18 protein-coding genes and 1 pseudogene are annotated in these 14433 nt (G+C 64.5%); 10 read left to right on the top strand and 9 right to left on the bottom strand.

What is annotated here, in order from left to right; translation table 11 throughout:
• The first annotated feature begins 5 nt into the window (after window positions 1-5).
• The 4 genes from cydD (at window position 6) to FHS06_RS08145 (ending at window position 4550) form a co-directional block, all read left to right on the top strand.
• A complete protein-coding gene (gene cydD, locus FHS06_RS08160) occupies window positions 6-1763 on the top strand; it encodes a thiol reductant ABC exporter subunit CydD (protein WP_167048285.1) in 1758 nt (585 codons plus the stop codon).
• Window positions 1760-3688 (top strand): amino acid ABC transporter ATP-binding/permease protein, encoded by a 1929-nt coding sequence (locus FHS06_RS13965; protein WP_310734779.1) that lies wholly within the window; start codon window positions 1760-1762, stop codon window positions 3686-3688. Before cydD ends, FHS06_RS13965 begins: the two co-directional genes overlap by 4 nt.
• Before the next feature lie 31 nt (window positions 3689-3719).
• Window positions 3720-3866, top strand: coding sequence for a hypothetical protein (locus tag FHS06_RS08150; protein ID WP_167048283.1), 147 nt, complete (start codon window positions 3720-3722; stop codon window positions 3864-3866).
• 234 nt (window positions 3867-4100) lie between these two features.
• A complete protein-coding gene (locus FHS06_RS08145; RefSeq protein ID WP_167048281.1) occupies window positions 4101-4550 on the top strand; it encodes a hypothetical protein in 450 nt (149 codons plus the stop codon).
• On the opposite strand, the gene FHS06_RS08140 is transcribed toward FHS06_RS08145, so the two are convergent.
• The 6 genes and pseudogenes from FHS06_RS08140 to FHS06_RS08120 all read right to left on the bottom strand — a co-directional run bounded on the left by FHS06_RS08140 (window position 4547) and on the right by FHS06_RS08120 (window position 9144).
• Window positions 4547-5536 carry an epimerase gene (locus tag FHS06_RS08140; RefSeq protein WP_310734799.1) on the bottom strand — a complete coding sequence of 330 codons (990 nt, stop codon included), beginning with the start codon at window positions 5534-5536 and terminating at the stop codon, window positions 4547-4549. The genes FHS06_RS08145 and FHS06_RS08140 overlap by 4 nt on opposite strands.
• Before the next feature lie 57 nt (window positions 5537-5593).
• Window positions 5594-6133, bottom strand: a pseudogene (locus FHS06_RS13960) (N-acetyltransferase family protein); the annotation flags it as partial.
• Window positions 6134-6142: 9 nt separating this feature from the next.
• Entirely contained in the window at window positions 6143-7168 is a 1026-nt protein-coding gene (locus FHS06_RS08135) for a sulfate/molybdate ABC transporter ATP-binding protein (protein WP_243845424.1), read from the bottom strand.
• A complete protein-coding gene (locus FHS06_RS08130) occupies window positions 7144-7908 on the bottom strand; it encodes an ABC transporter permease (RefSeq protein WP_167050217.1) in 765 nt (254 codons plus the stop codon). Before FHS06_RS08130 ends, FHS06_RS08135 begins: the two co-directional genes overlap by 25 nt.
• Before the next feature lie 47 nt (window positions 7909-7955).
• Complete coding sequence (gene modA, locus FHS06_RS08125) at window positions 7956-8750, bottom strand: molybdate ABC transporter substrate-binding protein (RefSeq protein ID WP_167048277.1); 795 nt, start codon at window positions 8748-8750, stop codon at window positions 7956-7958.
• A gap of 1 nt (window position 8751) precedes the next feature.
• Window positions 8752-9144 carry a TOBE domain-containing protein gene (locus FHS06_RS08120; RefSeq protein ID WP_167048275.1) on the bottom strand — a complete coding sequence of 131 codons (393 nt, stop codon included), beginning with the start codon at window positions 9142-9144 and terminating at the stop codon, window positions 8752-8754.
• Window positions 9145-9254: 110 nt separating this feature from the next.
• Here FHS06_RS08120 and FHS06_RS08115 point away from each other — a divergent pair, with 110 nt between their 5' ends.
• The 6 genes from FHS06_RS08115 to FHS06_RS08090 are packed head-to-tail and all read left to right on the top strand — an operon-like array spanning window position 9255 to window position 13188.
• Window positions 9255-10370 (top strand): ThiF family adenylyltransferase, encoded by a 1116-nt coding sequence (locus FHS06_RS08115; protein ID WP_167048273.1) that lies wholly within the window; start codon window positions 9255-9257, stop codon window positions 10368-10370.
• Window positions 10367-11605, top strand: a complete 1239-nt coding sequence (locus FHS06_RS08110; protein ID WP_167048271.1) for a molybdopterin molybdotransferase MoeA — start codon at window positions 10367-10369, stop codon at window positions 11603-11605. Before FHS06_RS08115 ends, FHS06_RS08110 begins: the two co-directional genes overlap by 4 nt.
• Window positions 11602-12078: a cyclic pyranopterin monophosphate synthase MoaC gene (gene moaC / locus FHS06_RS08105; RefSeq protein ID WP_167048269.1), complete on the top strand. Its 477-nt coding sequence runs from the start codon at window positions 11602-11604 to the stop codon at window positions 12076-12078. The genes FHS06_RS08110 and moaC overlap by 4 nt, the downstream gene beginning before the upstream one ends.
• Entirely contained in the window at window positions 12075-12683 is a 609-nt protein-coding gene (gene mobA, locus FHS06_RS08100) for a molybdenum cofactor guanylyltransferase (protein ID WP_167048267.1), read from the top strand. The genes moaC and mobA overlap by 4 nt, the downstream gene beginning before the upstream one ends.
• Complete coding sequence (locus FHS06_RS08095) at window positions 12680-12955, top strand: DUF6457 domain-containing protein (protein ID WP_167048265.1); 276 nt, start codon at window positions 12680-12682, stop codon at window positions 12953-12955. The genes mobA and FHS06_RS08095 overlap by 4 nt, the downstream gene beginning before the upstream one ends.
• The gene (locus FHS06_RS08090; RefSeq protein ID WP_167048263.1) at window positions 12955-13188 is read left to right on the top strand and encodes a MoaD/ThiS family protein; all 234 of its coding nucleotides are present in this window, start codon (window positions 12955-12957) and stop codon (window positions 13186-13188) included. Before FHS06_RS08095 ends, FHS06_RS08090 begins: the two co-directional genes overlap by 1 nt.
• On the opposite strand, the gene FHS06_RS08085 is transcribed toward FHS06_RS08090, so the two are convergent.
• The 3 genes from FHS06_RS08085 to FHS06_RS08075 are packed head-to-tail and all read right to left on the bottom strand — an operon-like array spanning window position 13189 to window position 14410.
• Window positions 13189-13500 carry a hypothetical protein gene (locus tag FHS06_RS08085; RefSeq protein ID WP_167048261.1) on the bottom strand — a complete coding sequence of 104 codons (312 nt, stop codon included), beginning with the start codon at window positions 13498-13500 and terminating at the stop codon, window positions 13189-13191.
• Window positions 13500-13928, bottom strand: a complete 429-nt coding sequence (locus FHS06_RS08080) for a molybdenum cofactor biosynthesis protein MoaE (RefSeq protein ID WP_167048259.1) — start codon at window positions 13926-13928, stop codon at window positions 13500-13502. Before FHS06_RS08080 ends, FHS06_RS08085 begins: the two co-directional genes overlap by 1 nt.
• A complete protein-coding gene (locus tag FHS06_RS08075; protein ID WP_167048257.1) occupies window positions 13928-14410 on the bottom strand; it encodes a MogA/MoaB family molybdenum cofactor biosynthesis protein in 483 nt (160 codons plus the stop codon). Before FHS06_RS08075 ends, FHS06_RS08080 begins: the two co-directional genes overlap by 1 nt.
• Window positions 14411-14433: the final 23 nt, after the last annotated feature.

The raw sequence follows: 14433 nt of genomic DNA, 5'->3' as shown, positions 1-14433 counted from the left end.
GAAGGATGCCATCACGCAGCGGGGCCGAGTCATCTTCACAGAAGAGGACCGGCCCCGTTGATCCTCGGCTTGTTCGGTACAGCACGGCATCCCGCGGGTTCTTCGCTGTCACGGCAGCAACGGTGCTCGCGCAAACCGGGGTCATTGTTGGATTCGCCTGGCTCCTGACGAAAGCTCTCGTCGGAGCCGTCGAGGGCGCACCCATCGAACAGCTCATTCCCTGCATGGCGGGTGCTCTCGGCCTTGCGCTGCTGCGTGGCCTTTTGATTGCGGCATCTGAGCGCACCTCCGCCAAAGGCGCAGCGAAAGCGTCACTTCAGTTGCGTCAGGCACTCGTTGCGGCCGTTGAAAAGCTCGGCCCTTCGTGGGTCGCTCGCCGAAACGGCGCGTCACTCGCTGTCACGGCCGGTCACGGCCTCGAAGCGCTCGATGCGTACTTCGGCCGCTATCTGCCGCAGCTCGTTGCAACAGCGATCACGATGCCCATCCTGATCGTCGCGATTACGGGGTCAGACCTCATTTCGGGCATCACTGTGATCGTCACGATTCCGCTGATTCCGATCTTCATGATTTTGATTGGACTTGCCACCCGCAGCGTGCAAAAGCGGCAGTTCGATACGCTCCGAACACTGGCTTCTCGCTTTGCCGACACCGTCGGCGGGCTCAGCACGCTCAAGATCTTCGGACGCGCTGAGCGGGCGGCATCCGCCATCGATACCGTCACCCGCAACTACAAGCGCGAGACGATGACAGTTTTGCGCGTGTCGTTTCTGTCGGGCTTCGCACTGGAGTTCTTGGCATCGATCTCAGTCGCGATCATTGCTGTGACGATTGGCTTCCGTCTCCTCGGCGGCGACATGTCACTGACGGTCGCGCTCTTCGTCTTGCTGCTCGCGCCCGAGGCTTACCTGCCGCTTCGCCAGGTCGGGGTTCAGTTCCATGCGGCTTCCGAGGGCGTCGCTGCCACCGATGAAATCTTCAGCGTCCTCGACGCTGCCGCGGCCCTCCCCGCCGCCGCGGCCCCCGTGAATTTGCCGAAGGGTCGCAACACGCCGTTCCCAGCGTCGTCGGCATCGTCGTTGCGGCCTGTTGCGACCCCTCGCGAAGGGGTTTCAGCGGTTCCGCACGGCTCCACACCACTCATCGAGGTGCGCGGGATGCGGGTGGCTCGCGGCGACCGTTCACTCCCCGCCGTCGATCTCACCGTCGCGGCGCGAGAACTCGTTCTCATCGAGGGTCCAAGCGGGGCCGGCAAGTCGAGCATCGCGGCGGCGCTCCTCGGCTTTGCCACGTTCGAGGGCGAACTACTCATCGAGGGTCTCACCTCGGCGTCGGCTCGGGGAGAGCTCGCGTGGGCCGGCCAGCGACCCGGCCTGATCTCTGGCACGGTCGCCGGGAACGTCGCACTCGGCGATCCAGCACCCGATACCGAGCTCGTCGAGATGTGCCTCCGCGACGCGTTGGCCACCGACATCCCGCGCGATCTCGAACTCGGCGCCGGCGGTTCGGGGCTCTCGGGCGGCGAAGCCCAGCGCGTTGCTGTGGCGCGTGCGCTCTATCGACTTCGCTCGACGGATGCCCGCGTTCTGCTGCTCGATGAGCCCTCGAGCGCGCTCGACTCCGAGACCGAGGCGGCGCTATGGAGGCAGCTTAGAGCCGAAGCTGACGCTGGGGCCGCCGTCATCCTGATTTCTCATCGCACCAGCTCTCGTGCGATTGCGGATCGCGTTGTTCGTCTCGCACCGTTGGAGGTAACAGCGTGAGCGCTTCGACCGAGCTCGAGCAGCGAAGCCGTGAGGTGCTGCGTTCGGCGCTCCCCCCGATTCGCCAGTTCTGGCCCGCGCTCGCAGCTGGTTTCGGTACAGCAATCAGCGCCGTCGCGTTGCTTGCGGCGAGCGCGTGGCTCATCACCCGGGCTGCTGAACAACCGCTTGTGCTCTACATTTCGGCCGTCGTCGTTGCTGTGCGCGCGTTTGCCTTGAGCCGTGGCGTTTTTCGCTATCTCGAGCGCCTCTGGGGCCACGACGCCACCCTCAATCAGCTCGCTGGCGTACGTTCAAGCCTCGTGCGCCGCCTCGTGCCGCTCGCGCCCGACGGACTCGGACATACTCGCCGTGGTGCACTGCTGTCGAACCTCGTCGACGACGTCGAGGAGCTGCAAAATCTGCCGCTGCGTGTCATCATGCCTCTCGTCACAGCGGGACTCGCCGCTGTCGCAAGCGTCATTTTCGTCGCTTTCCTCTCACCTCCCGCCGCCGGTGTGCTCGCGATCTGCCTTATCGTCGCGTTCGCCCTTGCCGTGTGGGTCGGCTGGGCTGCCGGCGCCCGAGCTGAGCGCGCCATCTCGCCCCTCCGGTCGCAGCTCTCCGATGCGCTGGTCGACGAGTTGACAGCTCTCGACGTGCTCACGGCGTACGGCGCAACGGATGCCGCGGCCACCCGCGTGCGCCGAGCCGATGAAGCCCTCCGCAGCGCCATCATCCGCCGCTCGTCGGCACAGGGTCTCACGAGCGGCGCTGTGTCGCTCTTGGCTGGTGCTGCTTCACTTCTCGCGCTCTTCGCAGCCCTCCCGGGGCTCGGCGAAGGCGGATTCACCGGCCCCGCTCTCGCCGTTGTGGTGCTCCTCCCGATGGCGGTTTTCGAGGTCTTCGGCACCGTACCGCTGGCATTGGCTTCACTCCGCGAAGTGCGCGGCGCTGCCACCCGCATTGCTGAGACGGTCCCCGCGGAGATTCCGCCCGAGCTCCCCACGCCCACTTCGGCTCCCGCGCTCGCGCCTGCATCCGCATCGGCACCCGCATCGGCACCTGCATCCGGATCCGAGCGTGCACCCAAGCCCACTCTCAAGCTTGCGCCCGTATTCATTGATGCCCCGGCAACCGATACACCCTCGCGAGGGGTCACAACACGCCGCAATGACGGCGTCGACGAGGACGATGACGGCGTGTTGCGCCCCCTCGGCAGTGCCCAAGGCGGCAGCACCGGAACCGGCAGCGTACAAATCGGCGACACCGGGATCGAGCTCGTAGGGCTCGCGGCGCGGTGGCCGAAGCGCAGCGGCGAGGCTGCGGCATCCGTCGATGATGCGGGAACTCTCAACGACGTTGATCTCCACGTCGCTCCCGGTGAACGGGTACTCATCACGGGACCAAGTGGTGCGGGAAAAACGACGCTCGCACACGTGCTTGTGCGCTTCTTGGACTACACCGGGTCATTCCGCATCGGCGGCATCGAAGCGCGCGATATCAGCGACGACGAGCTGCGGCGAACTATCGGACTCTGCGAACAAGACCCGTACCTTTTCGATGAGTCGCTGCGCCAAAACCTGATTTTCGCCCGCGATACCGCCTCCGACGCCGACCTCTGGGCGGTACTCGATCGCGTCGGGCTCTCTTCATGGGCACACGAACGCGGTGGACTCGACGCAGCCCTCGGCGAACGCGGTGTGCTCGTCTCTGGTGGCCAAGCGCAGCGCATCGCTCTGGCGCGCGCATTGCTCGCAGACTTCCCTGTGCTCGTGCTCGACGAGCCGACAGCGGGAGTTGACCCGGATGCCTCCGACGCACTGCTGCACGACATGCTCGGTGCAGTCGACCGCAACCACGCAGTCGTGATCATCTCCCACGTGGCAGTACCCGCGGGGCTCGTCGACCGCACTGTGCGCCTCGTCGCCGGGCGCATTGCATGAGGGCGACTCTAAACCGTATCGTTGGCGCATCATGGGATTTTTTAGCGTGTTTACTATCCTTTACCTCCTCGCGGGCATCGCCGGGGTGGTCGTACTTTTCTGGCTTGCGATCACAGCAATTCGCGCGCTGAACATCTATATTCGCAATAACGGCGCTCCGCGGCCTGAACGACGGTAGGGGGTGGCTGCAGCGCAGCTGCCACCAACCTCACGACCGGGTACACCTAGGCTGGTCGGATGAGAACGCACGTTGCAGAACCGCGGCTCTGCCCCACCTGCAGCGATATCCTCAGGTTCGAAATCCTCGACGATGAGCGCTTTCTTGTGGCCTGGTCATGCGTTAACTGCGGCCTGATCCGGACCACCGAGCCGGTCTAGCGCCACCCCTCACTCCGCCCGGTACCGTGAAGATGTGAAAGAAAATTCTTTCTGGCTAGCGACGAAGCTCTACTGGAAGACCGTCGGCTACGCGGCCCTGGCGGGCACCTCCGCGAGCATTCTCACGTGTGCGATGGTCTTCGCAGCGGCGCGGTCGCTCTTCGGCGGAGAAAACGCGATCATCATCGGCCCCGAAGCCGTGATCTATGGGCTCGTGGTCGGGCTCCTCACCTGGCTGTTCATTCTCGTGGCGACTCTGCCGCTCATGCGATCACTGCGTCACCGCAGAGGTCTCTTCGTAGCCCTTGCGGGGCTCGCCCCTACCGTCGGTTGGATGCTGGCCATCCTGACAGTAGGGGCACCCTTCCTATCAATCACGCCGTATTTTCCGGTCGTCGGCATCGTCGCGGGGATTGGGAGCGCGACCCTCGCGGCGCTCGCAACGTTCTTTTTTCCTGAAGCCGAACCGGCAGAGCCCCGCTAGCTCCGACGCCGAGCGGCGGCATCCTCTAGCGCGGCACGCAACTGCGGATGGGTGAACTCGAAGCCCGCATCGGTCAGCGTTTCGGGTACGACCCACCGGCTCTTCAGAATGAGTTCAGGCTCGGTGCGGAGCAGCCACATGGCGGGCTCCAGCATCCAACGCCATGCCGGAAGCCCAAACGGCATCCCCACGATCTCGCGCAATTCGCGCATGAGGGTGCGGTTATCGCTCGGCTCAGGGCTTGCGATGTTCACTGGCCCAGAAATGTCAGGCCGCTCGATCAACAACCGCGTTGCTGCAACGACATCATCGATGTGGATCCAGCTGAATTTCTGCGCGCCCCGCGTACGGTGATGCGATGAGCGCCCATCACCCGATGGATCATCGCCGATGCCGCGATAGCGCCGGTTCCGAAACCACGGGCTATCGATCTGCGGCCCGCCGAGCCCGATGCGTGCGAGGCGAAACAGGATGTTCGTCGCAGGGCCATCGCCGACGACGATTGCCATCCGCAATGCAACTCGACGTGTATGCGGCAGATCACCCGCGAAGAACTCTTGCTCCCACGAGCGAGCCACATCGACCGAAAAACCCTCGCCGATCACCCCGCTCGATTCAGTATTCGGGCGTCCTTCTTCGTGGCGGTAGATCGTTGCGGTTGATGCGTTCAGCCACACCCGGGGCGGATTCGGCGCTGCAGCAACCGCCTCCCGCAGAGCCCGCGTTGTGTCGACGCGAGAGCGAAAGATTTCGTCGCGCACCGCATCGGTGTAGCGCGCATTGACCGGCTTACCCGCGAGATTCACGAGCACATCGGCGCCATCGATCGCTCGAGCGATCGCCTCGGCGTCGTCCCATGTGGTCTCTTCGCTTCGCCCAATCCGACGCACCTCGTAGCCATCGCTTTCGAACGCACCAACGAGCGCCGTGCCGATGAAGCCGCTGGCCCCGGCAAAAACGGCAACGGGGCGGGCGCCCGGAGTCACGGTCTGGCCGAACACCTGCTCACCTTCCTGAGAATCGAGGCGTTCGAAGCCCAGTCGATCGTAGAAAGCGAGCGCCCCCAAATTTTCGGCGTTTGCCGCAAAGTGCACGCCCGCGACACCGCGCTCACGAAGAACCGCGGTGAATGCAGTGATCAGAAATCTGCCCCAGCCCTTCCCCTGCGCTCCGGGCAGCAGATCTATGTGGAGATGTGCGGGGTATGTGCCACCGTGCGGGTCAGAACCCGAGCGCACGCTATATGCGTAGCGAAGAATGTCGGTCTCACGCGTGGACTCTACACCGGCATCCGGAGCAGGCCAGCGCTCCTCAAAGCGCGGCCACCACTCTGAGGCGAACCACTCCTCGAACCCACGGGTGTTATCTGTGCCGACGATATAGCCGATCGCTCGATCGTCATCGTCCGCGACAACGAAAGCCAAATCAGGATGCCGCGCAACATACGGCAACACGAATATCTCTGCCCAGAGCTCATCATCGGGCAGAAGCCCGGTGGCATCCGCGCCTGCGCCTGCCGTGCGGAGACACACCTCGGCGAGCGCTTCGTCATCGGTCGGACGATAACTGCGAAGGTGTGGCATCTCTTGAGCTTATGCGTTGGTCAGTGTGCGCACCCGCTGCGGATCGACCCACAGTTCGAGTGTTGTCCCCACTGCTATTTCGCGCTCGGCGAGGTCTTCCAGCTCGATGTCGACGGCCACCGCTGGCGACTCGGTGTGAAGCCGCACACCGACAAGGGTCTGCTCGAGCCGAGTCACGCGAGCCCGCCATGAGCCGCCGCGTTGGTGCGCCAGAATCTGCACGTCAGCAGGCTTGAAGATCGCGACCTGCCCAAGGTACGACCCACCTATGCCCTCAGTCACGCGGTTACGCCCCGCAAGAGAAGCAACAAACCGGGTGGCGGGCGCGGCGAACACTTCGCGCACAAGCCCGGCCTGGCTGACCTCGCCGTCTTCGATCACGACGAGACGTGAAGCTATCGCGAGCGCGTCAACAGCATCGTGCGTCACGATCAGTGCTGTTGAGTGCACCTGAGCGTGCACGATCTCGCGAAGTCCCGCAGCAGTCTCGGGGTCAAGGGCTGTGAATGGCTCATCCAATAGCACAACGCCGGGGCGCGCAGCGAGCGCCCGAGCAAGCGCCACCCGCTGTTGCTGCCCGCCCGACAACTGTGCCGGTGCTCGATCAGCCAAATCAACCGTCCCGACCTTCGCGAGCCAGCTCAACGCACCCGCGCGAGCATCGGCTTTCGAAACCCGCTGAGCGCGCATGCCGAATTCGACATTCGCTGCCGCCGATAGGTGGGGAAATAGCCGCGGATCCTGCCCCAACAGCACCACACCCCGGCGGTGCGCTGGCGCGATACGTTGCGGACTCGAGATCTCGCAACCATCGATACGCACGGCCCCGCGAGATAGCGGCTCAAGCCCCGCGACGGCGGCGAGCAGCGTTGACTTTCCGGCTCCGCTCGGCCCCATCACGGCAACAATCTCGCCCGGCTCGAGCGACACTTGCGCCTGCAGGCTGAACCCACTCCCCCGCATAATCTGCACGTCTGCATCCAAAGCGGATGCCGCGCCCTCCCGAAGCGTCATCGCACAGACCCCGGTCGCCATGCGCGCACGAGCAACAGCACCGCTATCGCAGTCACGAGCAGAAGAAGCGACAGTGCGACAGCGGTGCCCTGCGTGACACCCGCTCCGTTGAACGCGGTATAAATCGCCAGTGGCATCGTCCGCGTGACCCCGGGTGCGTTGCCGGCAAAGAGTGCAGTCGCCCCAAATTCACCGATCGCGCGGGCAAAGCACAACACGACACCGGCAACGAGGCCGGGGGCTGCAAGCGGAAGGGTCACACGGGCAAGAATCGTCCACCGACCGGCTCCGAGAGCGGCCGCCGTCTGCTCATAGTCGGTGCCGGTTGCGCGCACCGCACCTTCGAAGGCGAGCACGAGAAACGGCAACGCCACAAAGGTCTGCGCCAGCACAACAGCTGTCGTCGTGAATGTGATCGACACACCAAATTCGGCCAAGAGTTGCCCAAGCCAGCCGTTGCGTCCGAACAGAAACAGCAGCGCGACGCCACCGACCATAGGCGGCAACACGAGCGGAACTGTGACTGCGGCACGGAGGATAGCGGCTGTGCGTGGCCTACTGCGAGCGATCAGGAGAGCAAGCGGCACCCCGAAGACAACGCAGATCAACGTGGCGAGCGCGCCGGTTCCCAGCGACAGTCCGAGCGCCGAAAGCGCCTCGGGCGTTGTCACGTCGCGCCACAGCGTCGCCCATTCCACACGTGCGACGAGCGCCGAAAGCGGCACGACGAGAAGAGCCAAGCCAAGGAACGCAGGAATCATCAGCACCTGCGGCACGTAGCCGGGCTTGAGGCTCCGCGAAGCAATCGTCACGGTGACCCGAATCCGGCATCAGCCAGCAACTTCTGGCCTTCTTCACTCGCCACAAACGCAACGAAGGCGTCAGCCGCATCCGAATTCGAAGAGTCACTGAGGGCCGCAATGGGGTAGGTATTCACGACGTCAGCTGCGCCCTCCGGAACGATCGTCAGCACGTCAGCGACGCCTGCGGCATCCGTTGCGTAGACAAGGCCCGCGTCGGCCTCACCTGCTTCGACCTTCGTGAGCACTGCGGTCACATTCTGTTCCGAGCTCACAGGCGTCACCTCAACGCCCGCGTTTGCGAGCAAGGTGTGCGCCGCGGCCCCGCACGGAACCTCGGCAGCGCACAGCACAACTGCGGCCGCCGGCTCCGCGAGATCCGCAAGCGTCTCGATGCCGGCAGGGTTCGACTCAGGCGTCACGATCACAAGCGTGTTGGTAGCGAAGTCGACGGGATTGCTCGCAAGGCCCGCATCAACCACTTTTTGCATGTTTGCCTCATCTGCTGACGCGAACACATCGATAGGTGCACCTTCGACAATTTGTGTTGCGAGCGTCGACGACCCGTCGTAAGTGATCGGAGAAATAGTCACGCCGGGATGCTGACGCTCGAAGTCGACGGTTATCTGGTCGAACGCGGCCCCCAGCGATGCTGCCGCTGCGATCGTCAACGTTCCCGACAGGTCATCGTCTGACGCGAAAGAGCCGGATGCCTCGCCTGTCTCAGTCGATGTGCACCCGGCGAGCGCGAAGATCGTGAGCGCGGCTCCCACGACGGCGGTAAGAACTCGTTTCGTTCGCATGTCAGTCCTTCGGCGTTTCAACAATGACATTTGTCGCTTTGACGACGGCCACAGCAAGCGAACCTGGCTCGAGCTCGAGCTCTCGCACTGCCTCGGCAGACATCAGAGACACCACACGATGAGGACCCGCCTGGATGTCGACCTGCGCCATCACGCCGTCAATCTGCACCCGCGTCACGAGCCCGACAAACTTGTTGCGAGCACTCGAGAGGGCGTCGCTCGGATCTTGCGCTGCAGCAGCGACGTGCGCTGCGTGGACAGCAAGTGCGTCTCCCGGAACTGTCACAGGGCTTTCCCCCGTCGTTGGCAGTGCTCCCTGATCTATCCACCGGCGAACTGTGTCGTCGCTCACACCGAGCAGTCGAGCGGCATGAGCGATTCGATAGGAGTGCACCTGTCGATACTATCTCCGCTTTTACGGATCTTGGCTAACTTTTTTTCCGCTCAAGCGGCACCAATGTAAGCAGCGGATCCGCAGCAGTGGCACGGGATTACTCTGGGAACATGCCCTTGCCACCCCTTGTCGAGCCCGTCGCCGAACTGAGCGCGAGCGAGCGCACCCGCACCGCGCGCCACACCGTGCTCGCTGGATTCGGCGACATCAGCCAGCGCCGGCTATCGGCCGCCCACGTCGCAATTGTCGGCGCAGGCGGCTTGGGTTCACCCAGCGTTCTCGCCCTTGCTGCGGCAGGCGTCGGGATGCTCACCGTCATCGACGACGACGTCGTCGAGCACACCAATCTGCAGCGTCAAATCATGCATCGCCGTGGCGATATAGGTGCTGCCAAAGTCGAGAGCGCGATCCGAGTCGCCAGCGACCTCGCACCAGAAACCACGGTGCGTGCGCGCCGCGTGCGCCTCACCGCAGAAAACGCCCGCGAAGAACTTGCCGGCGCCGATGTCGTTATCGATGGCACCGACACGTTCGAGACACGCCACGCGATCGCGGCAGCGTGCGAAGAGCTTCAGGTGCCGCTCGTCTGGGGCACAGTGCAAGGGTTCGACGCGCAGGTCACTGTCTTTTGGTCGAACCCGCCCAAGGGCACTGAACCCATCGTCCTCTCCGACCTTTACCCCGATGGCAGTGTCGGCGAAGTACCGACGTGCGCCGATGTAGGCGTGCTCGGGGCGTTGTGCATGCAGGCGGGCGGTGTCATGGCGATTGAGGCCATCAAGCTCATCGCCGGTATCGGCGAACCTCTCCTCGGGCGCATCCTCGTGATCGACAGCATGCGCGCGCGCCAAAGCGAAGTAACACTCCGCTCCTCCCGCATGCGATGGACGCGCGCGCCAGAGCCAGCGTCGCGAGTTAAAGCGCCACACGTCACTGTTGCGGGCGCGCTCGAAGCCCAAGCCTCAGGTTCAGTGCTGATCGATGTAAGAGAGCCCAGCGAAACCGCGAACGGCACCATCCCCGACGTGATCGAGTTACCCCTCGCCGAACTGCTCGATGATCCGAACCGGGCGGGCAGCGGGCCGATCGTCGTCGTCTGCGAAAGCGGAATGCGCGCCCAACGGGCAGCTGACCTGCTGCGCGGACGCGGGGTTGCGGCATCCGTGCTGACAGGTGGCATGGTGGCGTGGCGCGAGGCCCAGAGCGAAGCGCAACAGACCGTATGAACGAGATGCTCGACGTAGAAGACCACCTCGCCAGCATCCTGGCAGCCGTCCGCCTCGTTGAGACGGAGAAAGTCTCTCTCGACCTGGCGGCTGGACGCACCCTTCGTGAGCCTGTCCGGGCGGCGGTCGACATCCCAGTTTTCGACAACTCAGCCATGGACGGCTTTGCTGTTCGCTGGAGCGATGTGGCTCGGGCATCCGCCGATCATCCCGTGCGACTGCAGGTTGTTGCTGATCTTCCCGCCGGCAGCGATCTCGACCCGCGTCTGAGAGACGGCGAAGCCGCCCGCATCATGACGGGCTCGGCGCTTCCGACAGACGCCGACGCTATCGTGCCCTTCGAAGAGACCACGGGCGGACTCGACGACTCCCTCGGTGAAATCGAAGTATTGGCAGCTCCAGCGCGACGCGGCGCACACGTGCGCCTGCGCGCCGGCGATGCCCACAGCGGCGACGAGGTCATGCCCGCCGGAATCGAAGTCGGCGCACTCCAAGCCGCCGCTGCTGCGGCTGCCGGTGTCCCAGAGCTTGTGGTCTCGCGGCGCCCGCGTGTCGCCGTTATTTCTACCGGCTCTGAGCTTGTCTCGCCTGGCGAGCCGCTCCGCCGCGGACAGATTCCCGAGTCCAACAGCACCTTGCTCGCGGCCCTTGCAGCGGACGCGGGCGCCGATCTGGTGCTGCGAACGAGCGTCCCCGACGATGATGAGAGCCTCCGTCGTGCACTCACGGATGCCACAGCCCGCGGCGCCGACGCCGTCATCTTCTCCGGCGGTGTCAGCGCCGGAGCGTACGAAGTCGTAAAGACTGCGCTCGGCCCCGGCGGCGAGATGTCGTTCTCGAAGGTCAAAATGCAGCCAGGAAAGCCCCAGGGCTTTGGCCAGCTCGCAAGCGGCGTTCTCCTGTTCGGGCTCCCCGGAAACCCTGTGAGTTCGGCCGTGTCTTTCGAGGTTTTCGTGCGCCCCGCGCTCCTCGCGATGCAAGGTCGCACCGAGCTGCAACGCCCGGTGCTGCGGATGCAGACGAGCGCCGCGTGGCGGACCCCTCCAGGCCGACGCCAGTATCTTCCCGTTGTGATCGATCGCACCGACCCCGCCGGGTGGACAGTTGCCCCTGCCACTTCGGGTGCATCGCACCTCGCCGGCGGACTGGCGCGCGCCGAGGCCTATGCAGTTGTCGCGGCGGAGGTCGCAGAGGTCGCCGTCGGCACGTTCGTCAATGTCATGCTGGTGTCATGAGTTTCACGCACCTGGATGCCGCGGGCCACGCCCGCATGGTTGATGTCACAGCTAAGCAGCCCACAGTTCGTGCAGCGAAAGCCCGCGGCTTCGTGCGTTGCTCCCCCGATGTTGTGGCAGCCCTCCGCGACGGCACGGCACCAAAGGGCGATGTGCTCGCGGTTGCACGTATCGCCGGCATTCAGGGTGCGAAGCAAACCCCCGCGCTCCTGCCTCTCGCCCACGTGATCGGAGTGCACGGAGTCGTCGTCGACCTCGACCTCGGCGACGAGGGCGTCGCAATCGAAGCTGTCGTTCGGACGGCTGACCGTACCGGCGTCGAGATGGAAGCCCTCACCGCCGTGTCGGTTGCAGCACTCGCCATCGTCGACATGGTGAAAGGCATGGACAAAGCCACCTCGATCGAGAACGTGCGAATCGTTGCCAAAGAAGGCGGAAAGTCCGGGCCATGGAAACGGCCCGGTGAAGAGTGAATATCAACGCAATCCTGCTCGCGGGCGGACGCGCTGCGCGGCTCGACGGCGCCGTAAAACAGCTGTTTGCGCGCGATGGGCAAACACTGCTGGATCGAGCGATCGCCGCGGCTCGTGCAGCGGGATGCGAAAGTATCACCGCAGTGGGTCCCGAACTTTCGACGGACGAAGCAGTCGGCATCACGTGGGTTCGCGAAGATCCGCCTTTTACGGGACCAGCAGCCGCAACCGTTGCAGCGCTGGCCGCCGGAACGACGGATTCGGAATGGACACTCATTCTGGCGTGCGACCTGCTCGAGGCACATGCTGCCGGGGCGATGCTCACGGACGCCATCGCCCTGTTGCCCGGCGACACTGACGGAGTGTGTCTCGGCGATACCGCCTCGCGCCCGCAGTGGATGATTGGGGCCTACCGCACACCCGCGCTTGTAGCTGCGGCATCCGCTCTGCCCGATGCCGGCCGGAACGCCTCTATGCGAGCGCTGCTCGATGACTTGGCGATCGCCGTGATCGCAGCCCCCGACCATGTGGTCGCAGACGTGGACACCTGGCAGGATGTCGAGACGGCACAACTGCAGGTCGACACTCGAGAGGATCCCTCATGACCGAGCCGCAGCGAACGCTCCCGCCCGAAGCTCTCGATGAGTGGGCTGAAGTGCTGTGCAAGCATTTTTCGATCAGGCGTGAAGACCTACCGGTGGCGCTGATTCTCGATCTGGCGCGTGATGTCGCCGCCGGTGTTGCTCGTCCCGCAGCGCCCCTCAGTGCGTTCGCGGCAGGTCTTGTCGCTGGCCGCCAGGGTGGCACGCCCGACCAGGTTCGCGCGGCTGTTGCCGAGATCACAGCTCTTGCCACGACAGAAAAGAAGGATGTCTAATGGCTCTCGTCCGCTACTTTGCCGCAGCTGAAGAGGCCGCGGGTCGAACCCAAGAAGCCCGAAGCGACGCCACCCTCGGCGACCTGCGCTCGGCGCTCGCGACCGAGCGCCCGGGTCTCGGCGGCATTTTGCCGAAGTGCGCTGTTCTCGTTGATGGATCGCGTGTCGAGGACGACACGGTACTCACCGATGACGCTGTGGTTGATGTGCTCCCGCCTTTTGCCGGGGGCTAATCAATCGTCGCTTTTCAGCTGAAGCCGGCCGTGACGAAAAGGCAGAGCCGGCGCCCGGTAGAGCAGTGCGGATGAGTGTTCCGGTCGCAGCGTGAACTCGGCCTGACCGAAGCGCCACACGCGATTGAAGAGAAAGATTCCGAGGTTCACCGGTCGATCCGCAGCGACCTGCCACGTACCGACTCCCCACTGCACAGGCTGGCCCCGACCTTCGATAACGAGCGTCGGCCTCACGCCGGCATAGAGCGCAAACCACGGTTTATGCAGTCGCAGTTCGATACGGCGGGTGGCCCCGCCTGCAGGCTCAGCCATCAGCCCCCGAGGCCTTTCCACGCCGTTGTGCCATCGGCTTCAACCTGGCGCTTCCACACCGGAAGGCCAGTTTTAATCGACTCGATCACTGCTCGACACACATCGAACGCCACTCCACGATGAGCGGATGCCACGGCGATCACGACGGCCGCGTCGCCCACTTCGAGACGGCCAATCCTGTGGCTCACCGCAACGAGCGCTCCAGTGTCACCCGTGGCGTCCTCAGCGATGCGAAGCAAGGCGGCCGCGGCATCGGGGTGAGCTGAATAATCCAACGCGACGACAGCGGTTGCGGCATCCGGATCGTGATCGCGGACGCGCCCAACGAACGTCGTCACAGCTCCGGCCGAATCGTCGTCAACCGCGAGAAGATGCTCATCGAGGTTGAGCGGGTCAGAGCTAATTCGGGCAATACGCACGGCATTCATCAGTGGTCTCCCCCACTCAGCTGGTCGATCACGTGACCGGCAACGGAAAGAATCACGGGCATCCCCGACCTCACAGCTGCTGTGGAACCGGGAAGATTCACGATCAGCGCGTTGTCTTCGTCGACAACTCCCGCGAGGCCTCGAGTCAGCATCCCCGCTGGCTTTTCTAACACTCCGCGACGGCGGAGCTCTTCGCCGATCCCAGGAATCTCACGTGTAAGCACGCGGGCGGTGCCCTCCGGGGTCGCGTCTCGCGGCGAAACTCCGGTTCCCCCGGTGGTCACGATAAGCCGAGCCCCCGCGGCGAGCGCGTCACGAAGTGCCACCTCGACGCTGTCGGCACCGTCGGCAACCACAACCGGCTCGTCGCAGGTCCAGCCCGCCTCGCGGAGTGCAGCGACGGCGATCGGGCCGCTCGCGTCGGGGCGTTCTCCCGCCGCTGACCGATCTGAAACCGTCACGACGAGGGCAGTGCGTTGCATGAGATACAGCCTATGGTCCGGCC

This window comes from Microbacterium halimionae, assembly GCF_011761265.1.
Taxonomy (GTDB): Bacteria; Actinomycetota; Actinomycetes; order Actinomycetales; family Microbacteriaceae; genus Microbacterium; species Microbacterium halimionae.
The sequence above is the reverse complement of the archived record's forward strand: the minus strand, read 5'-3'. Positions and strand labels throughout refer to the sequence as shown.